Origin of the sequence: Shouchella miscanthi (assembly GCF_007725405.1) — a bacterium.
In the GTDB taxonomy this organism is placed as follows: domain Bacteria; phylum Bacillota; class Bacilli; order Bacillales; family Bacillaceae_D; genus Shouchella; species Shouchella hunanensis.
In genome coordinates this window covers 3,649,274-3,668,779 of the sequence record NZ_CP042163.1, presented here as the reverse complement: position 1 = coordinate 3,668,779, position 19,506 = coordinate 3,649,274, and the positions used below count along the sequence as shown (strand labels likewise).

The 19,506-nt window shown below is 39.6% G+C and carries 22 protein-coding genes and 1 pseudogene; 18 read left to right on the top strand and 5 right to left on the bottom strand.

The genetic code is table 11. From position 1 onward, the window contains the following. Nucleotides 1-69: 69 nt before the first annotated feature. The 3 genes and pseudogenes from FPV17_RS18830 to FPV17_RS22550 form a co-directional block, all read right to left on the bottom strand. The gene (locus FPV17_RS18830; RefSeq protein WP_144559978.1) at nucleotides 70-2,061 is read right to left on the bottom strand and encodes an ABC transporter ATP-binding protein; all 1,992 of its coding nucleotides are present in this window, start codon (nucleotides 2,059-2,061) and stop codon (nucleotides 70-72) included. Continuing rightward, nucleotides 2,058-2,897, bottom strand: a complete 840-nt coding sequence (locus tag FPV17_RS22555; RefSeq protein ID WP_367614640.1) for an ABC transporter ATP-binding protein — start codon at nucleotides 2,895-2,897, stop codon at nucleotides 2,058-2,060. The genes FPV17_RS18830 and FPV17_RS22555 overlap by 4 nt, the downstream gene beginning before the upstream one ends. A 39-nt stretch (nucleotides 2,898-2,936) precedes the next feature. Continuing rightward, a pseudogene (locus tag FPV17_RS22550) lies at nucleotides 2,937-3,800 on the bottom strand (ABC transporter transmembrane domain-containing protein); the annotation flags it as partial. A 547-nt stretch (nucleotides 3,801-4,347) separates the two neighbouring features. Between FPV17_RS22550 and FPV17_RS18820 the strand changes: the two are divergent. From FPV17_RS18820 to FPV17_RS18800, 5 genes are all read left to right on the top strand, one after another. Further along, entirely contained in the window at nucleotides 4,348-4,638 is a 291-nt protein-coding gene (locus FPV17_RS18820) for a hypothetical protein (RefSeq protein ID WP_035394939.1), read from the top strand. A gap of 68 nt (nucleotides 4,639-4,706) precedes the next feature. Next, a complete protein-coding gene (locus tag FPV17_RS18815) occupies nucleotides 4,707-5,210 on the top strand; it encodes a DNA topology modulation protein (protein WP_035394943.1) in 504 nt (167 codons plus the stop codon). A gap of 12 nt (nucleotides 5,211-5,222) precedes the next feature. Further along, a complete protein-coding gene (locus tag FPV17_RS18810; protein WP_246117073.1) occupies nucleotides 5,223-5,681 on the top strand; it encodes a GNAT family N-acetyltransferase in 459 nt (152 codons plus the stop codon). A gap of 14 nt (nucleotides 5,682-5,695) precedes the next feature. Continuing rightward, on the top strand, nucleotides 5,696-6,265 hold the full coding sequence (locus tag FPV17_RS18805; protein ID WP_035394947.1) for a putative glycolipid-binding domain-containing protein: 570 nt from the start codon (nucleotides 5,696-5,698) through the stop codon (nucleotides 6,263-6,265). After that, nucleotides 6,262-6,657: a GNAT family N-acetyltransferase gene (locus FPV17_RS18800; RefSeq protein WP_035394949.1), complete on the top strand. Its 396-nt coding sequence runs from the start codon at nucleotides 6,262-6,264 to the stop codon at nucleotides 6,655-6,657. Before FPV17_RS18805 ends, FPV17_RS18800 begins: the two co-directional genes overlap by 4 nt. 43 nt (nucleotides 6,658-6,700) lie before the next feature. Here the strand turns inward: FPV17_RS18800 and FPV17_RS18795 are convergent, their stop codons facing one another. Beyond that, the gene (locus FPV17_RS18795; protein ID WP_144559976.1) at nucleotides 6,701-7,891 is read right to left on the bottom strand and encodes an MFS transporter; all 1,191 of its coding nucleotides are present in this window, start codon (nucleotides 7,889-7,891) and stop codon (nucleotides 6,701-6,703) included. Between the two features lie 278 nt (nucleotides 7,892-8,169). Here FPV17_RS18795 and FPV17_RS18790 point away from each other — a divergent pair, with 278 nt between their 5' ends. The 6 genes from FPV17_RS18790 (at nucleotide 8,170) to FPV17_RS18760 (ending at nucleotide 13,878) form a co-directional block, all read left to right on the top strand. Then, nucleotides 8,170-9,063 (top strand): Ppx/GppA phosphatase family protein, encoded by an 894-nt coding sequence (locus tag FPV17_RS18790; RefSeq protein ID WP_144559974.1) that lies wholly within the window; start codon nucleotides 8,170-8,172, stop codon nucleotides 9,061-9,063. A gap of 58 nt (nucleotides 9,064-9,121) precedes the next feature. Then, entirely contained in the window at nucleotides 9,122-9,928 is an 807-nt protein-coding gene (locus FPV17_RS18785; protein ID WP_144559972.1) for a GNAT family N-acetyltransferase, read from the top strand. A 176-nt stretch (nucleotides 9,929-10,104) separates the two neighbouring features. Next, a complete protein-coding gene (locus FPV17_RS18780) occupies nucleotides 10,105-10,854 on the top strand; it encodes a class I SAM-dependent methyltransferase (protein WP_186370658.1) in 750 nt (249 codons plus the stop codon). Between the two features lie 260 nt (nucleotides 10,855-11,114). Then, a complete protein-coding gene (gene solA, locus FPV17_RS18770; RefSeq protein WP_144559968.1) occupies nucleotides 11,115-12,248 on the top strand; it encodes an N-methyl-L-tryptophan oxidase in 1,134 nt (377 codons plus the stop codon). A 66-nt stretch (nucleotides 12,249-12,314) separates the two neighbouring features. After that, nucleotides 12,315-13,298, top strand: a complete 984-nt coding sequence (locus FPV17_RS18765) for an aldo/keto reductase (RefSeq protein ID WP_144559966.1) — start codon at nucleotides 12,315-12,317, stop codon at nucleotides 13,296-13,298. A 160-nt stretch (nucleotides 13,299-13,458) separates the two neighbouring features. Further along, nucleotides 13,459-13,878: a YhjD family protein gene (locus tag FPV17_RS18760; RefSeq protein WP_144559964.1), complete on the top strand. Its 420-nt coding sequence runs from the start codon at nucleotides 13,459-13,461 to the stop codon at nucleotides 13,876-13,878. 14 nt (nucleotides 13,879-13,892) lie between these two features. Here the strand turns inward: FPV17_RS18760 and FPV17_RS18755 are convergent, their stop codons facing one another. After that, nucleotides 13,893-14,123, bottom strand: a complete 231-nt coding sequence (locus FPV17_RS18755) for a hypothetical protein (protein ID WP_144559962.1) — start codon at nucleotides 14,121-14,123, stop codon at nucleotides 13,893-13,895. A 233-nt stretch (nucleotides 14,124-14,356) separates the two neighbouring features. Between FPV17_RS18755 and amaP the strand changes: the two genes are divergently transcribed. The 7 genes from amaP (at nucleotide 14,357) to FPV17_RS18720 (ending at nucleotide 19,344) form a co-directional block, all read left to right on the top strand. Further along, nucleotides 14,357-14,902, top strand: a complete 546-nt coding sequence (gene amaP, locus FPV17_RS18750; RefSeq protein WP_186370657.1) for an alkaline shock response membrane anchor protein AmaP — start codon at nucleotides 14,357-14,359, stop codon at nucleotides 14,900-14,902. Between the two features lie 11 nt (nucleotides 14,903-14,913). Further along, entirely contained in the window at nucleotides 14,914-15,123 is a 210-nt protein-coding gene (locus FPV17_RS18745) for a DUF2273 domain-containing protein (protein ID WP_035394964.1), read from the top strand. A 23-nt stretch (nucleotides 15,124-15,146) separates the two neighbouring features. After that, a complete protein-coding gene (locus FPV17_RS18740; RefSeq protein WP_246117072.1) occupies nucleotides 15,147-15,620 on the top strand; it encodes an Asp23/Gls24 family envelope stress response protein in 474 nt (157 codons plus the stop codon). 117 nt (nucleotides 15,621-15,737) lie between these two features. Next, complete coding sequence (locus FPV17_RS18735; protein WP_144559958.1) at nucleotides 15,738-16,340, top strand: TetR/AcrR family transcriptional regulator; 603 nt, start codon at nucleotides 15,738-15,740, stop codon at nucleotides 16,338-16,340. A gap of 62 nt (nucleotides 16,341-16,402) precedes the next feature. Next, nucleotides 16,403-17,671 carry an MFS transporter gene (locus FPV17_RS18730; RefSeq protein ID WP_144559956.1) on the top strand — a complete coding sequence of 423 codons (1,269 nt, stop codon included), beginning with the start codon at nucleotides 16,403-16,405 and terminating at the stop codon, nucleotides 17,669-17,671. 51 nt (nucleotides 17,672-17,722) lie between these two features. After that, entirely contained in the window at nucleotides 17,723-17,908 is a 186-nt protein-coding gene (locus FPV17_RS18725) for a hypothetical protein (protein ID WP_144559954.1), read from the top strand. A gap of 329 nt (nucleotides 17,909-18,237) precedes the next feature. Further along, the gene (locus FPV17_RS18720) at nucleotides 18,238-19,344 is read left to right on the top strand and encodes a CAP domain-containing protein (protein WP_144559952.1); all 1,107 of its coding nucleotides are present in this window, start codon (nucleotides 18,238-18,240) and stop codon (nucleotides 19,342-19,344) included. The last annotated feature ends 162 nt before the right edge of the window (nucleotides 19,345-19,506 follow it).

The window sequence follows — 19,506 nt, the reverse complement described above, 5'->3', positions numbered from 1 at the left end:
AGCATATTCCTTGTTCGTTACCCACTCTTACTCTTCAAAAAACCTCTGACATGTTGTCAGAGGTAATTGTTAACTTGCTTGACCTTGCTGTAGTTTATACATTTGCGCATAAATGCCTTTACGATTCAATAATTCATCGTGTGTTCCTTGCTCTCGGATTTCTCCTTGATCAAGCACAATAATCTGATCGGCATCTTGGATTGTCGATAAGCGGTGGGCGATAACAAATGTTGTTCGATCTTGCTTTAATGTCTGCATTCCTTTTTGAATAAGCAGTTCTGTCTCGGTATCAATGCTCGAAGTCGCTTCATCCAAAACAAGAATAGCGGGATTTGCTAAAAGTGCACGGGCAAACGATATGAGCTGACGCTGACCGCTGGATAAGGTACTTCCTTTTTCGGTGACGTGTTCATCTAACCCATTCTTGTTGAATAGATCGGTACCACCAACGAGGTCAACGGCTGCTTCAATCTCTTTTCTCGTAGCATCTGGTTTGCCATAGGCAATATTTGATGCAATGGTTCCAGAAAACAAGTAGGGCTCTTGCAAGACGATGCCCATATGAGAGCGCCATGCTTGTGGAGAATGGTGCTTTGTATCAATACCATCAATTTTAATGGTTCCGTTAGTAGGGTCATAGAAACGGAACAATAAATTCATGATCGAACTTTTTCCTGAGCCAGTATGACCTACGAGAGCAATCGTTTCTCCTGGTTTAGCATGGAAAGATAGTTGTTTTAAGACAGACTCCCCTTCTATATAGGCAAACTGGACGTTTTGAAACGAAACATCTCCATTTGGTCTAGGAATGGTCGCTTCATCAACATCCTCTCCATCTTCATCTAAGAGTTCAAATACCCTTGCACCAGCCGCTCTTGCTTGTTCTAAGTTAGCTAGTTGATTCATTACTTGATTGACTGGTTCGAAAAGACGGTTTATATAGTCAACGAACGCATATAAGACACCAAGGGTAATAAGTCCGGCAGTCCCACCACTAATCCACCAGATTAAGGCGACAAAGACAATGTTTTTTACAACAAAGGTTAGGTTATGAGAAGTTAAAGAATTTAGGTTTAGTAGCTTTGCCTGATAGCGATAATGTGCATGATTTAACTCCTCAAAGGATTCTAACTGTTGCTTCTCTTGGTTGAACGCTTGAATCATTTTCATGCCATGTACATTTTCATTCATTGAAGCATTAATCTCTGCGTTTTTTGCACGGATCGATCGATTCAATCCAGCTGCAAATTTCCGATAAAGTTTAAACCAAATAAATAAAATCGGAAGGAGTGCAAGGGTCATAAAGGCAAGACGGCTGTCTAATAAAAACAGCGCCACATAAATGCCAATAATGTAAATGAAGCTCGAAAAGAATGTTGCTAATACGGTCATGTAAAGCTCTCGAACGGCTTCTGTATCATTTGTAATTCGAGCAACAATTTTTCCGGCTGGCTGGTGATCGAAATAACGCACCGGCACTTTCGAAAGCTGGTTGAACACATCAACCCGCATCCGTTGAATAATTTTATGAGCGGCTTTCTTTAAATAAAAGTTTTGACCGTAGTGAAAAAAGGATGCGACGAACACAATTCCTAAATAAAGCATAAGCCAGCGAATGATAAAGCGAATCTCAGGCTCGTAAAATGCAAGAATCTCTTGCGCATTAAGAGATGCTGCTTCTGTTGTATAAGTGCCGTCCTGTCGGTCGACTGTTAAGATGCCGTCTCTAAAAAGTCGTTCTCCGTCAGTTGGAACAGGTGAAGTGGTAAAGTAAAACTGGGTTCCAATTTGGAGGATTTGAACTTCTTCTCCCCGCCATGCATCATTCTCTAAATAAGCATCACGGGTATAATAGGTGCCGTTATAGGCAACAGACTGATCGTTAGGTTCACTTTCATACCAGGGCTGTTCAATTCCGGAAATATGCCGATCAATAATCGTTTTAGCAATAAATGGACCTGTTAACTCAACCGCTACAGCTATAGTGAGCATAAAGAGGGCAATGAGTATCGTCCCTTTACTCGTTAGTGCATAACGAGCTAGTCGTTTTTCTGTACTCATGACATCGCCTCTTTCTCTTGGCTCGTTTGGTTCTGAACTTGTTCAGCATACCAGCCACCTTGCTTCATAAGGATTTCATGGGTTCCTCGTTCTTTAATGAACCCGTTTTCTAATACAATGATTTCATCTGCATGTTCAACAGCAGACATTCGATGGCTCGTAATAATGGTTGTTTGAGTTGAGCGATCTCGTTGAATGTTTGCAACAATACGAGCTTCTGTTTTTGCATCAACTGCCGATAAGGAATCATCCAAGATGAGAAGTTCCGGATTTTTTGCCAACGCTCTGGCAATGGAAATACGCTGCTTTTGACCCCCCGATAAGGAAACACCATTCTCTCCAACAAGTGTTTCTAATCCATTCGGTAGAAAGGCAAGATCTTGGTCAAATGCAGCTGTGTGAATCACTTGATTTAAGTGCGTGTTACTTGTATCGTTTGCTGCTATTAATATATTTTCCTTGACGGTCTTTGAAAGCAGCACATGGTCTTGAGGCACATAACCAACCAAATGACGAATCGTTTCTTGGCTAAGGTCCTTAGCTGAATGGGTACCGAACAATAGTCCCTCACTTCCAGGTGGATAATACTTTAGAAATTGCTTAACTAGAGTAGATTTTCCACTTCCGGTTTTTCCGACAATACCGACTGTTGTCCCTTTATGGATGGTAAGTTCGATCTGTTGAAGTTGATTCGCCGTCGAATTTGGATAAGAGAACGAATAATTTTGTAAACGAATGGGAAGAGAAGCGACGAGCTCGTTAGATGGTAACGAAACAGATTTTGAAACAGATAAAGTCTCGTTGACTCGTTCATAAGAAGCACTACCACGCTGCATAATGTTAACAAGCTCACCAATGGCAAACATCGGCCAAATTAACATACCAAGATAGATATTAAACGTGACAATTTGCCCAAGGGTTAATTGCTGGTTAAAGACTAAAAAGGCACCATAGCCAAGACCAATAACATAGCTTAAACCAACAACAACGGTAATAATCGGATCAAAAAAAGATTCAATTCGAGCGACTTGGATGTAGCGGTTGTAAACATCAAGACTTTTGTTCTCGAATTGTGCTTCGTCTTTACGCTCACTTCGAAAGGCGCGAATGACACGCATACCAGCAACGGATTCAAGCACGCGGTCATTTAAATCGCCAAATGCTTCTTGCGCTTTTGTAAATCGTGAATGAATCATGTTTCCGAGTATGGTTACGGTAATGGCGATAATGGGCAATGGGGCTACCGCTGCAAGGGTTAATCACCAATCAATGAGCCACGTCATAGCAATAAGAATAATAGCCATAAACATAATCGAATCAATTAGAGTAAGTATGCCGAAACCAGCCGTCATCGAAATGGCTTTCATATCGTTTGTGCCACGTGCAAGCAAATCGCCTGTTTTGCGTTTCTCATAAAAGGGTGGGTCCATTTGAAACAAGTGCTTCATAAAACGACTACGAAGCTGGCGTTCAAGGATAAATGCCCCACCAAATAACTGTCGCATCCAAATGTAGCTTAATCCGTAGCTAATGAGAATAACAGCAAGCATGATCAAGATAAGTGTCACGGCATAGCTTGTTGATAAGGCTCCTCTTTGAAACGCGTCAACGGCTCTACCAATTAAAAGAGCAGGCGTCAGCTCAAAGATACTGACTACCAATAGTAAACTAATAGCGATAACGTAGCGTTTTTTCTGTTCTTTAAAAAACCAGCTTAATTGTTTTAATACGCGAAACATGTCTATCCACTTCTTTCATCACTTAGTCCAACAATGGAGCTACCCGCCTTCTAGCTCTCCAGTATCCAATAGCAGCGGGATGTACACATGTAATAATAAGGTATTCACATTTTGTCCTCCTGAAAAAATAGTCTTTATCTTTTTAAGCATAAAAAAAGACGCACGGTTACGCCGCACGTCTTTCCTCCATATGCAATCGGCACTCGTGTCGAGTCCGAGAAAAAGCAAGGTTACAAATTCTCTATACCTTGTAGACGAGACTCGTAGGCTATTCGGTTTACGTAAACGGATCCTCTATTTAGTAAAAGCACAGGTCTCATCTCCTTTTTCAAAAGTATAAAGCTGTTTTTATCTTACTCGAAAAGTTGATTGATATGCAAGAAAATTTTAAAAGTAATTGAATCGAGAAGATGAATGAACGATTCATCTAAAGCGCTCAGAAGTGTTCGTGTTGTCATTCCTCTAATAGGTCCACGCTCATGTTCACGTACGGTATTTATGCTATATTTAGATTACTAGAATAGATCGAAAAAGGAGAATGGTCAGAATGAATGAATCTAGGTACACATGGCGTTCGTATTCACTAGTAGTCCTAAGTCTACTTGTGACTCTTGCTATGTTTTTGTTAGATCCGATTGCCACAGCGACAAATGAAGGTGCAAGCCTGCCAATGATGGTGTTTATCTTTATTGGTACACTTGTAACCGTTATCGGCATCATCTTTGTTATCCTATCAAAAAAGGAGCAGTCAAAAGTAGCTCTTATTGCTTTAGCCATCACGTTAGTGAATTGCGGTGTCATTGCTTTTTTCTTGTTTGTCGGTTTGATGCATACGTAATGGAAAGAGTTGAAAATACGCAATTTGTAGATACTAGTATTCTGAAAGCGAGCGGAGGCGAGGCGTATATGAAAAAGATTGTATTGATTGGCTGTGGGGGTGCTGGTAAATCAACATTAGCAAGACAAATGGGTGAGAGATTAAAGATTAATGTCTATCATTTAGATGCGCTGCATTGGAAGCCTAATTGGGAAATGACAGCTCGAGAAGAGCAAGAAGCAATACAACGAACGCTTACGGAAGAGGAAGAATGGATTATTGATGGTCATTATGGATCAACGTTACCAATTCGGTTAAAAGCTTGTGACACGATCCTTTTTTTAGACATGCCAAGAACTCTTTGTGTGTTTCGTGCCATAAAGCGATTTCTTACATATAGAAACAAGGCACGACCAGATATGAGGGAGGGGTGTGAAGAAAAACTAGATCTTCCCTTTTTGAAATGGATATGGGACTTTCCGAAAAATAAAAAGCCACAGGTTTTAGAAGAGATTCGTCGTTATTCAGAAGGGAAGCGTGTGCTTATTTTGCGGTCACGAAAAGAAGTCCAACACTTTATAAACCAATTATAGGAGGAAGAAGCAATGATAAGGCTTGCTACAAGCGCGGACATCCCCCAACTCATTAAGATGCGTTGGGATTTTACAATTGAACATGATGATTCAAAGAGTAACGAATCTTTTCAGTTGTTTCAACAAGAATGCGATGCATTTTTAGTGGCGGCGTTGGAAGAGGATTGTTGGTTTATTTGGGTTTTTGAAGAAGATGGTGAGTTGGTTTCTCATATTTATACAGAACTTGTTCATAAAGTACCAAGGCCAGGGCGTGTCACATATCCATTTGTTTTTATGACAAACGTTTACACCATTCCAAAAGCGAGAGGAAAGGGAGTAGGGACTCGACTGTTAAAAAAGGTAAATGAATGGGTGGAAATAAATAAGTATGAGTTTGCGATTGTTTGGCCGAGTGATGAATCAATTTCCTATTACAAGAGGAACGGCTATCATACTTGTACAGAACCGCTTGCGTTTATTCCGGAATAGAACAGGAGAGCAGGATGAAAAAGATTGTGTGGCAAAACACGGAACAAATGGGTCTTGAATTCTTATTTGTGAAGGAAGGCAGTATAGGGATAAACATAGAAAGTACAGTGATTCAAACGGATCAAGATGCTTCTTTTTGTTTAGAATATGCTGTTACCCTTTCGAAAGATTGGGAAATGAGAGGAATTGACTTTAAGGAAAAAGGGACGGAACGATACCTGACACTTTCGACTAATGGAAAGGGAAAATGGTTTGATGAGAATGGGCAAACGATTCAAGCATTGGAAGGAGCGAAAGACATAGATTTGTCCTGCACGCCTTTTACGAATACCTTACCGATTAATCGTAACAAGTGGCAAATAAATGAACCTATTGATTTAGAGGTTGTGTATATTGATAGAAATATGAATTACAGAAAACGAAATCAACGATATACATTAGTTGAAGAAGAAGAACAAAGAAAGTTCCAATACCAAAGTGGTTCTTTTACGACTATTTTTACTGTTGATTCATTTGGATTTATTACGAATTATCCAGGCTTTTTCAAACAGCTATACCATCAGGAGGGAGAAGGAGACTTATGATTACAATAAAAGTGGGCGAAATGATTACGCCTCGGCAATTGGCTACTGTCTTTCAACGATCAACCATTACCCGACCTCTAGACGACTTGAATCGCCTAGAGGAAATGCTCAAGCATGGAAATTTGCTTGTCACTGCTTGGGACGGAGAAAAGCTTATAGGTGTCGCACGAAGTTTAACGGATTATGTATACTGTTGCTATTTATCGGACCTTGCTGTGGATACAGCTTATCAATTTCAGGGGATCGGCCGTCAGCTAGTGGATAAAACAAAGGATGAAATAGGAGAAAATGTCACACTACTGTTAAGGGCATCAGCGGAAGCGATGGATTATTATCCGAAACTAGGTTTTGAGCGGATCGAGAATGGTTTTGCGATTCCAAGGAAAGCTTAGCTACAATCCCAGTTAGTAATCAAGCAGGGTAGAAATGGAATGCTTATTCTATTTGTTTACTATAGTACGCAATTCGTTTACTAGAAAGGAAGGAAAGAATTGCCACAGCAGCAATGAGAATCACAATGCCTGACCATCCAGTCGAGTAAAAAAGCGTACCCGAAATGGTTCCAACTACAGCTCCACCGAAATAGTAGGCGAATAGGTAAATGGATGTCGCCTGGGTATTGTGATCATTTCTAAAGTTGCTAACCCAACTACTGCAAATGGAATGGGCACCGAAGAAGCCAAATGTGAAAACGGCAATGCCTCCTATGATGACCCACAAACTTGGATGAAGGGTCATGACTCCACCAATAAATAAAAGACAAATGGCTAACGTAAGAATACGATCGTTACCATACTTATCCGACAGCATTCCCATCCACGTTGAACTAAAGCTTCCTACTAAATAAACAACAAAAATAAAACCAACGAGTGTTTGACTTAAAGAGTATGGTGGTTCCATCAGCACAAAGCCGATGTAATTGTATAAAGAAACAAAGCCTGCACTAAGTAAAAAGCCATTTAAAAACAAAAAGCGTAAACCGGGAACACGAAATGGAGAGAAAAATGAGTGCACAATACGATGGTTTTGCTGTATGTGATGTGATGTCGTTTCTACTGATGGAAGGAGGTACCAAAAAAGAGCTGTCGCGGCTAAGCTAATGAAACCAACTCCCATGACGGCACTATTCCAATTAAATTGATCTGCCAAAAAGCCACTTAGTATTCGACCTGTCATCCCACCTATAGAACTACCACTAATATAAAGGCCCATAGCAAAGCCAAGACTTTTTCCTTCAATAGCATTTGCCAGATAAGCCATCGCCACAGCAGGAATACCAGCTAATGTTACGCCTTGTAAAATACGAAATAGAATTAAGACACCGAAGCTTGATAGAAAGCCTGATAAGATGACGAGCAAAGATGAAACGATAAGAGAGAGAGTCATTAAGTTTTTCTGATTAAATTTATGGGCATAGACACCAATGATTAATAAGGTGAAGGCTAAAGAAAGTGTAGTAGAAGACTGGACGAGGCTCGATAAAGCAGGGCTAACATTGAATTCATTAGCCATTTCAGGTAGCAACGATTGCATCCCCCAAAGGATTGCAAATGTGCAAAAGCCACCGATAAATAAAGCGGTATTAAGTTTCTTGAAAGCTGTAGTGCCACGATGAATTGGTGCCATAGTCTCCGCTCCTAATAATGAAGTCCACCTATAAGTAGGCCCTTTCTTTATCATACGCCTATCGAATAAAAGACTCCAATGAGTTTTTTGCATAAGACTCATGCGCAAATGGTATGGATCCATTAGCAGAAACGTTTGCAATTTATACACGTCCTTTACAATTTTTATAATCGTTTTACACTATGCTCATGCCTGCTTCATCTGGTTTCTTTATTCTTAATAGAACGGACTCTATTAAGGAGTAGTGAAGTCACTGGAATGAGAACGGAGGGCTAAGAGTGTATTTTTCTATTATTGAAATCGGGTCTAACTCAATAAAATGTACGATTTGCAAGAAGGAAAACGGTTTATGGTGCACGGTTGCACGTAAAAAAGCACAAGTACAATTAGTGGATCGGCTCTCTCGCCTTTCAGTCTTGCAAGATCGAGCGATAAAGAAGATTATTTGGGCGCTACAGCAGTTTAAAAAAGTCGAAGAGGCGTACGTATGTCGAGGCTCCTTTGTTTTTGCAACAGGTGTCTTGAGATTGGCAAAAAATAAACATGCTATTGTTGAGGAAATAAAAAAGAAGCTACATGTTACAATTCATGTTTTGTCAGGACATGTTGAGGCAGCCCTTGGCTACCTTGCTTTAAAAGATAAGACGGTGCTTGATCAAGGTGTACTGGTGGATACGGGTGGGGCAAGTACTGAATTAACCGTGATCTCCCGGTCAAAGCCAGCTTTTTTTCATAGTTACCCATTTGGAGCATCCACGTTAAGCAAACAATTCTTCCACCAGACGAGTGACGATTGGCGTTCTTTCGTCGATCAACTAAAAGAAAACCTTGGATCGACGATGCAGACGATGCTACATACACAATCTTTCCCTACACTAGTTACAATTGGTGGTCCACATCAATTTCTGCAAGGTCAAGGGACAGAGGAATCGCTCTCTGGAGACTGGGTTAAGCAACAGCTCGTTGAGTTAGTAGAAATGGATCATGAATCGTATAATAAATTAGGTTGGATTCCAAAACATCGTATTCTTTCCTTTAAAGGGGGACTTCTGCCATTATTAGCTGTTATGGAGGTATTTCCGATTACAAGCATATTATGTAAGCAACTAACCATTACTGAAGGTGTAATTGCCGCTTTAAATAGAAAACAAATGAACACCCTATTCTTGTAGTGAAACAAGGGTGTGGTGTTTTGCAGTTTAAGCTAAAATAGGAATAAGGGGTGAGAAAATGATACAACATCATAAGTTAGATGTGAAAGCAGTGGAAAGACTAGCAGAAAAAATAAAGCCAGAGGAAGATTATTTATTTTTCACCTATGTATCCATGCGACGGAATGAAGCCTCTTTCTTTGGTGAGTTTGTGAACGAAAGACTAACAGGCGTTCTTGCTTATACCGATCAGTTACCGTTTCCGGCGTTTGCTTTTTATGGCCTTGATTATAAAGAACTTCAACTTGACTTATTCGTATCCTATGTGAGAAAGTTGCTGAATTTTCACGAAGGAATTGTTGGCGGTACGATCTTGTCTGATGTCGATTTGGCCTTATTCCAAGCGGCAAAGCTTACTGTGAATGAGCCAACTGCTTTTATTACCATGAAGCATGAAGACGATCAAAAGTTATTGAAAGGAGATTTGGTTGAGCGAATAACAGAAACTGAATGGGAAGCGTGTGGCAGATTTTTGGCTAAGAGCGAAATGAATTATTTCTCGGAAAGAGAATTACAACAATATCCGTTTTATGCTATTCGTGAAGGAGAACATTACGCAGCAGTTGGAGGATTTCATTTCTATAACGAGATGTTAGTAGAGCTTGGAAACATTGTAACCGAGCCTTCCTTTCGAGGAAAAGGCTATGCTAAGGCAATAACGAGTACGTTAACACATGTTGGAAAAACCTATTCACCTAACGTGTATTTATCTGTTTTCGCTCAGAATACGATTGCCATTCATATTTATAAACAGCTCGGGTTTAAAGTCGTTTCGAACCGATGGATAACCGATTTTTCTTTAGCTGCATATTCAATTATTAAATAATTCACGCATATTCGTGTTATAATCGTCGTAATCTTTCAAATGAGGTGAATACATGTTGTTTTATTACGGTCGAGGTATCTTTCATTCGGGCTAGAAAAAAACGCGTACTAGCCGCAAAGGGATACGTCTGCCTTTTTTAACAATTAAATCACATAGACTTGAAAGGTGTTATGAATATGGATAATCAAGATTTGAATTTTTTATACAATCGTGTTGGAAAAGAAATGGGTTGGAATTTCACCCGCATCAACGCTGTCTCTTCGGGAGTGAAATGGAATTTTTATAAATTGGTTCGAGAACTTTGTTCACCTCAAGACATGTTGCTCGATTTAGGTACAGGTGGAGCTGAACAAGTGTTGACATTGGCCGATGCTGTTGTTCGGATTGATGCTGTTGATAACGCACCAGAAATGGTGAAAACAGCTGAGCGAAATGTCCAGCAATCTAAGAAAGGAAATGTCTTTCTGCATTGTTTGGACAACAAGAATATTGGAGAATTAAATCGACAGTATGATCTCGTTACGTGCTGTCATGCACCATTTCATGTGCAACAGCTTAAGACTGTTATGAAAGATGGGGCTGTCTTTATGACTCAGCAAGTGAGCGAAGGCGATAAACAAAATATAAAAGAATGGTTTAATCGTGGACAAGCATTTAACATTAAAGATGGATCGTTGAAAGACCGTTATGTGAAAGAGCTTCAAACCGCTGGCTATAAACATGTTCAGGCATATGATTATGATGCCATTGAATATTATCAAACGGAGAACGACTTAGCTTTTTTATTAGAACACACCCCGATAGTAGGGGAGTTTGGAAAAGATAAGAGCGATTACGCACATCTACATGCCTTTTGTGAACACAACCAAACCGATCAGGGGATTAAAACCAATTCAAAACGGTTTATGATTGTAGCAATACGCTAATAGCTTAGATGCGCCTATACAGGCGCATCTTTTCAACATGGTAGATTTGTGCTGTGACGACGATTTAGTGGACTTATATCAATCGTTTCAAATGGCGAAAGGAAATGGCATGATGATAAGAAACAATTGTAATTGAGCAGGAAAATAGGAACAAGGCGCTGGATAATTAAACGTTTGATTAAATAGAGTCATCATACGTATGACGGGATTGGGAAGATGTTTGAAAGCAATAGACAGCCACACTTTATAGGAGGAAAGAAATGCACTTTGATGTCATTATTATTGGCGCTGGTTCAATGGGGATGGCTGCAGGTTATTTTCTAGCGAAAAGTGGAAAGAGCACGCTTTTATTGGATGCACATACCCCCCCTCATCAGCGTGGAAGTCACCATGGTGAAACAAGAATGATTCGCCATGCATATGCAGAGGGAGAACAGTACGTTCCTTTTGTAAGGAGAGCGCAATCGTTATGGTACGAGCTCGAACGAGAGAGTGGAAAAGAGATTTTTCTTAAGACAGGTGTACTTAGCGTTGGGAAGGAAACGGGGCAATTTATTCAAGAAACGATAAAAAGCGCAGAAAAATATGATTTACCTTTACTAACGTTAAGTCGGAAAGAAGTACATAATCGTTTTCCAGGTATGCATGTTCCAAATGAATCTGTTGGTTGCTTTGAGTCGATATCCGGAGTTCTAAAATGTGAAGATAGCATTACTGCCTATAAAGCATTAGCTAAACACTATGGTGCAACGCTGTTAACAGGGTCCAGGGTTACGGGTGTGTCGTTAAACAATCATGTGGCTCAAGTACATACGGTAGATGAAACATACGCTGCCCACTCTGTCATTATTTCAGCTGGGGCTTGGTCGGGCCCGTTGCTTGACACTATTGGCTTGAAACTACCGCTTACGCCTTTAAGGAAAACGTTCGCCTGGTTTCACGCAGATGAACAAACTTACGGTAAAGACGCTTTTCCTGCATTTGCCTATGAATCCTCAAATGGATTGTATTATGGATTTCCGAGTATAGAAGGTGCTGGATTAAAAGTCGGACGTCATGATGGTGGCACGCCTATTCATCCAGATGAACAAATGGCTCCATTTGGAACGCTTGCCGAAGACGAGGAAGACTTGCGCACATTTGTACATCGTCATATGCCAACGGTCAACGATCTGGCTTATGGGAAAACCTGCTTATACACGATGACACCGGACGATCGGTTTATTATTGATCGGCACCCGCAATATAAGAATCTTTATGTTGCGGCAGGTTTTTCAGGACACGGCTTTAAGTTTAGTAGTGCAGTTGGACAAGCCTTAAGTCAACTTGTATGTCTAGGAGAAACAGAGATAGATATTTCGGCATTTTCCTTAGATCGTTTTCAAAGAAAATAAGGCTTGCCCTAGAGTTCACTCCATTGCGTATGGTAGAGAATAGAAGCATGAAGGAGGTTTTTAAAGATGGACTATGTGAAATTTGGTAACACTGGATTGGACGTTTCACGATTGTGTTTAGGCGCGATGGGATTCGGTGACCCATCAAATTGGATACACAAATGGATCTTAAATGAAGAGAAGAGTCGACCCGTTATAAAAAAAGCATTAGATGCAGGGATTAATTTTTTTGACACGGCTAACATCTATTCAATGGGTGAGAGTGAGCGTGTGCTTGGAAAAGCATTGAACGATTACGCCCTTCGAGACGATATCGTTGTTGCGACAAAAGTATTTATGCCCATGCGGCCAAATCGACCAAACAGTGGAGGGCTTTCTAGAAAGGAGATTATGGCAGAAATTGATCAGAGCTTAGAACGACTAGGTATGGATTATGTGGATTTGTATATCATCCATCGCTGGGATTACCATACACCAATAGAAGAAACAATGGAAGCGTTGCATGATGTGATAAAGGCTGGAAAAGCTCGTCATATTGGTGCTAGTGCAATGTTTACATGGCAGTTTCAAAAGGCACATTACGTGGCAAGAGAGAACGGCTGGACACCATTTGTTTCAATGCAAAATCACTATAATTTAATTTACCGAGAAGAAGAAAGGGAAATGATGCCGTTTTGTAAAGATCAAAAGATCGCTGTTACGCCGTATAGCCCTCTTGCAGCAGGGCGGTTAACGAGGAATCTAACTGAGTCTACACACCGCTCCAAAACGGATCAAACACAGAAAGCTAAATATGACCCAACACAAGAAGCTGATCAACAAATTATTAATAAAGTAGCAGAAATGGCCCGTCATCATGGCGTGACAAATGATAAAATTGCGCTTGCGTGGTTACTCAATAAAGAGCCTGTTGTTGCACCGATTATTGGCGCACAGAAAGAGAGCCATATTGAAAGTGCGGTTGCTGCTTTAGATGTGACATTAACGTCAGAAGAAATGAACCGGCTTGAAGAATGCTACGTGCCACATCCTATTGTAGGTGCTCGTTAATACTAGAAAGTTATGGAAATTTATAGACCGAGAAAGGGCGTCATTGGGGCGTAATCTGATAGTGTCGGTTTCTTTAACCAGCTATCAGACTTTTTTTAACTTGAATAGCGAACACATATTCGCATATACTGAATATACGAATGAAAGGTGGCGTTATGAAATGAGTAGAGAGGCGAACGAAGAGCTTGATTTTAATCATATCCTTACTGTGAAAACAGAACCCATATTACTCTTGCGTACGTACATATTTACTACCCTCGCAAAGAAAATTCTAGTAAAAGAACAGACTTACTTTCTGAAACGAAAAATGGACGTAATGTTTCCAGAAGCATATGTAAGAGCCATTCAGCAAGCACTTCTTCTCTTAAACCAAGACTTGTTAAAGACGAAAGCAATGATGAAAGAACGGCACATGACTGCTAACCTGAAGCCCGAGATGAAAGCAGATCGAACGTTCAAATATGAATGTTATATAGAAGGTAAAACGATTTATACTGGAGGCACTTCACATCGGTTAAAAAGTGAAGTCATGCGTTATGTTGTATTTTATTTGAATGAAGCAAGGGAAAAACAGCTTTAAAAAATGATGATCGGTTAAAAATGTTCTAATGGTCTTTTCTGCAATAGCGTTTCTTCTAGTGTATAGTAATGACAATCTCGTTTAATATCTTCAAGGTAGGTATGTATAAACTCCCGCTCGTAGCCAAAATCATATAGTATTTCTTCTAAATTAACGCCTTCGGACAACACCGTACTTAATTTCACCTTTACCCCATAAAGCCTTTTTTTACCTGAATTCATTGTCAGTTCGTACACGTTCCGCATAAAACCACTCCTTATTAAACTGCTTACCTCTACTTTTATACCCCAAACAGACGAAGAGTAAAGCTGTTTATTGAAAAAACTAGGTGTTGCGCCTCATAAATTGGGTGAAATCAACAAAAACTATGGGACGAAAGGTTGGTCTAAGAATGTTTAGATTTAAAAATAGGGGGTAAAATTAAAGCGTATCTATTCTTGCAAGATGGATGTTAGGTATGTATACAGGAGGTGAGACAATGAATGGCGTTCTCAGGTTTTTTATCGCTCTATATGCGTTAATCACTTTAGTAGTGTCCATAGGTATTATTCTTCAAATAACGGACGTCTACAATGTCTTTGATGAGATTCTTGCATTAGGCGAACCCTATTTTTGGGTGTTAATTGGAATCTTTTCCTTCCTAGTTTTGATATCGTTAATTTTATTCATCGCTAGCTTTAGAAGAAGTGAAAGTGAAATTGACTCTTATCATGTCTCTACGGAAATAGGTGAGATTGGCATTTCAAGGCAATCAATTGAATCAACTGCATTAAAAAGCGCTCGAACCCTTGATGGTATGCGTTCATTAGAGATACGTTCTCGCATCTCTAGGGATTCAAATCGTGTATCATTAGACATCACATATACGCCATTTGGACCAAATCCTGTTCAGCAAAATGCGAAAGAGTTACAGGATCGCGTAAAAAAAGATTTAGAATCTTGGTTAGAAGTAGCTGTAACGGAAGTAAGAGTGTTTGTGAAGCAGAATCAGCCAAATCAAAATAAGCGGCAACGTGTTATTTAAGGAGGGTGCGCATGAATCCAGAAACGTTAAAACGGTATCGTGGACGTATAATCGGTCTTGTGATTGCAGCGGTGTTCAGTGTTCTCTTTTTTACCATTGGCTTTTGGTACACTGTTGCCGTTGGCATATTTATTACAATTGGTTTTTTAGTAGGAAAATGGGCAGACGGAGACCTGAATGCTTCAGCCTATCTTGATGCCCTTTTTAGTAAACGGCAGTAAATCCAAATAAGGAGATGATTTGAATGAGCACAACAAATGTTAAATCAACGACAAAAACAGATGAAACGTACATGCAAGAGAAAAGAGAGCAAGAAGAAAAGAATAAAAATCGCGATCGATTGACGTATGATACAGAGGTAATTAAGAAAATCACTGCAATCGCAACGATGAAAGCAGACGGTATTTTGGGAATGAGTGGTTCATTCTTCTCAAGCATCAAAGAAACATTTGGTGGGGACGAGGATATCACAAAAGGAATCAGCGCTGATGTAGGCGAGAAACAAGCGGCAATTGATCTAGAGGTTTATGTGGAGTATGGCAAGGAAATTCCTAAAATTTATCAATCCATCAAGAGAGAAGTAGCAGAAAATATTAAGACAATGACAGGTTTAGAACTTGTTGAGTTTAATATGAATGTTGCAGATGTCTTTACTAGAGAAGAATTTAAAGATGGAAATGGAACGAAAAATCGCTCCAATAGTGATCGCGTCGAATAATAGTGAAAGGACTGTCGACAACTGTTGACAGTTTTTTTTGTTTACACCTCTTCAAAGGTCGTGTATACTCATTTTTAATGATTGATTGATTAATCAACCGTTAAAGGAGTGTGACAGATGCCTCTATCAGATGAACAACGTGAAAGCATGAAGAAAAAGCGAGCAACCATACTTACTGCTGCAACTGATTTATTTGCTACCTTGGGGTTTGAGGGTACAACAATTAAAAAAGTGTCAGAAGCGGCAAATGTTAGTTTTGGAAGTGTATTTACTTATTTCAAAGATAAAGATGCTTTATTTTATGCTGTAGTCGTGGAACCAATTGATGCATTTAAAGAAGAGGTTTTATCCTTTAACCCAAATGCGGTTCAGCCTGTCGTTGAGTTGAAAAAGATGATTCATACACATATTGACTTGTATGCCCGGCTTCAACATTACTTAACTATAGTTGTTCAAATTATTGGTCAGTATCATAAATACCCAGAAATATTTGCTAAACTTGATGAATTTAACGATGAATTTTGTGAACGAGTCAAAATATTAGTAGAGAATGGACAGAAAAAAAAAGTACTAGTCAAGCAAGATCCGATGACTGTGGCAACAATGTACACGAGCTTATTAACAGGACTTCGGATTAATACGACTGACTCGAGATACAGTAGCTTTTGGGAACCATTTAAGCAATCCGCTATACATTTATTTGGACCTATAGAACAATAGGTTCGTTTTTTTACCACAAAAATGATTGATTAATCAATCATAATTAGAGAGGAGAGGTTCTTTTGTTATCATTTCGATCTTTTTCAAGTACTATTCAAATTCGATTACTATTAATGTTTTTGGCGAAGTTAACAACGATGATGGTGATTCCCTACTTAATTATTTATTTTTCCGCAGAGTTAGGTGTTATCAAAAGCGGATTTATGCTAATAGCTGTTATTCTAGCAAGTGTCGCTGGAGCATTTATAGGAGGACCCGCAGCGGATCGATACGGCAGAAAAAAACTCATTCTGCTGTACGAAAGTATGATTGTCATTAGCTATTTGGGTGCAGCAGTTGCTAATGGATCGTGGGGGACATCGGCGTTAGCTACGTTTTTATTTTTTCTTCTAGCGCAATTTAGTACGGGAGCAGTCAACCCGATTTATCAAGCTTTAATTCTTGATTGCAGTCAGCCCAATGAGCGTCGAATTATTTATACTTATTCATACTGGCTAGGAAATGTTAGTGTCGCCATCGGTAGTTTACTAGGTGCTATGCTGTTCAGTGAATACTTATTTTTCTTACTACTTTCCGTTGCATGTACAAGTTTGGCTGCTGTTATTGTGACAATCTTTTTTATACAAGAAACGCTACCGCAGGAAACTGAATTGCTCCGCACTCAAACAAAATTAGCCACTCAAAAAACGTTTGCTCGGCGTTTAGGAGAAAGAGGATTCTTGACCTTTTGCTTTGCTAGTTTGTTTGTTGTCGCAATGGAAGAACAGCTGACGAATTACATAGGCATTCGATTCGTAGAAGAAATTCGTGAAGGGGAAGGAGTGTTGGCACTTCTTCCTACTGAAGCAAGTGGAATAGGAATGCTTGGCTTATTAAAAGTTGAGAATACAATACTTGTTGTCTTTTTAACACTTGGTATTGCAAAATGGACAAAAAAGTGGTCTCCATATCTAACCTTGCTAGGTGGGGTGCTCCTATTCTTTATTGGGTACATTATTCTAAGTATAAGTACTACACCATTCCTATTAATAATAGCTATGTTTATTGCGTCAATCGGTGAAGTTCTTTATATGCCAATCAAACAAACGATGTTAGCAACTATTGTGCCAGAACATGAACGTAGCACTTATATGAGTTGGTATCAAATCGCTTTATTACTTGGTGTTTGTGGAGCAGGTATTTTTCTAGTAATAAGTCATTGGTTATCTTTTTCTTCCATGACATTTTTGTTCTGTTTAATGGGTTTAGGCAGTATCATTCTCTTCTATCGATTTATTCGAAACATGGAAGCTGAAAGGACAGTCGATCGCTCTTGCCACGAACAGGTTTAGTGTCGGGAAGAAGTGGGAATGATACTAAAAACTTGGAGGGACTGGAACGACATGAAAGGGATTATTAAAGGAGTAGGTGCGCTTCTCCTATGTGTGGTACTGGCTTATCTCTTTTCTTTCGCAACAACGCTTACAGGTATACTGCCTATGCTAGTTATTTTAAGCTTTTGTGGAGGCATCATTGGCATGTTCGTTTTGCTTGAATTAGTAAATGATCACGTAGATACAGAGAGCTAAAGAAGCCTCCGAAAAAAGGAAGCTTCCTTTTTTATGTCTGAGGTGTAAGGCGAGCGACTGGTCGTAGGATAAAAAGAGTCTCAATACGTGCCCATTGGCTTTTCTCATAGAAGTGTTGAACAGCCTTATGATCTGTTAGAGTTTTTAGAATGAGGGGTTTGAGACTCAGGTAGGCATTTTGTTTGTGCCTCACACATTGTTCTATTATTTTCCTTTTGCTTGTTTGTTTAAGGTTCTCCTATAATGAAGACGTGAAGGTTTGAAGTAGACGAAGGTTGGTTACCTTTACTAGTATAGAAAAAGTATGATGAAAATAAGGGCGTGACCGTATGAAACGATTACTGGTATGTGTTGTTATAGTGATCATTGCCTATAGTACACGAGAATTTTGGTTTGAACCGGCAAAGAAGGCTCTTGCTTCGTCTGTTGATTCGATTCAAGAGTGGAGCGGAGATACAACCTTTGATTTATCATTTGAATTTGTTGACGATTTCCTTCGTGCTGTCTTGCCTGTTGAGGAACAACCTGAAGAGGAAGCAATCGCGGTTGAAGCGCCAGCACCAGACCTTGTGAACCCTGAAGACACGTTCTTTTCCGTTCATAATATAGAGCTAGGTGATACGAGACAAGAAGTAGAAGAAGAGGTTGGAGAGCCAGAACGAGTGACTATAAATGAATATGGGTTAGAGTGGTATGCGTATCATTCAGATTATCAAAATTTCTTTATGGTTTCTTATGATGAGAACGACCTCGCAAAAGGTCTTTATACAAATCATGACTTACTGGCTTCAGAGAGCGGTATCACATATGGCACGGAGCAACAGGTTGTGCGAGAGCAATTAGGGGAGCCCATTGATGTCCTACGGAAAGGACTGTTTTCTTATAAACTAAACGAAGAAGAAGCGTATGATCTGTTTGAGCTTGAAGATAGTTATGTGACGATTTTTTATGATGAACATCGAGATTTGACTGTTACAGGCATCCAGATCATGGATCATGATATTGAACAAGACAAGCGATCGCTTTACGCAGATCAAGATGAGGCGTTGCGTGATGGATTCGAATATCAGCTTTTCGATGTTATGAATGCAGAAAGAGTCGCACACGGTTTGCCGATTCTGTTGTGGGCTGAAGATGTGCGTTACACAGCAAGGAAGCATAGTGCTGACATGGCCGAAAAGCGCTACTTTGATCACACGAATTTAGAGGGGCAGTCTCCTTATGATCGCATGGAAGCAGACGGCATTCGCTTTAGGACCGCAGGTGAAAACCTTGCAATGGGACAGTTCAGCAGTATTTATGCCCATGAAGGTTTAATGAATTCAATTGGACACCGTGAAGCGATTTTAAACGCCCAATTTGAAAATGTAGGAATTGGAGTCGCGTTTGGAGAAGAAGGCCAACCGTTTTTTACTGAAAAATTTTATACAAGATAAAAAGCTATGGACGTTTTGTTCATAGCTTTTTTTTGGGGGAGCCGATTTTTAAAACAAACTTTTTTTATTATTTTGAAATAATAATAATTATATTAAAAGATTTACAATTAAAGATAAATCTTAGAAGAATGATTTAGTGAAATAGTAAAGTAGACTATTTGA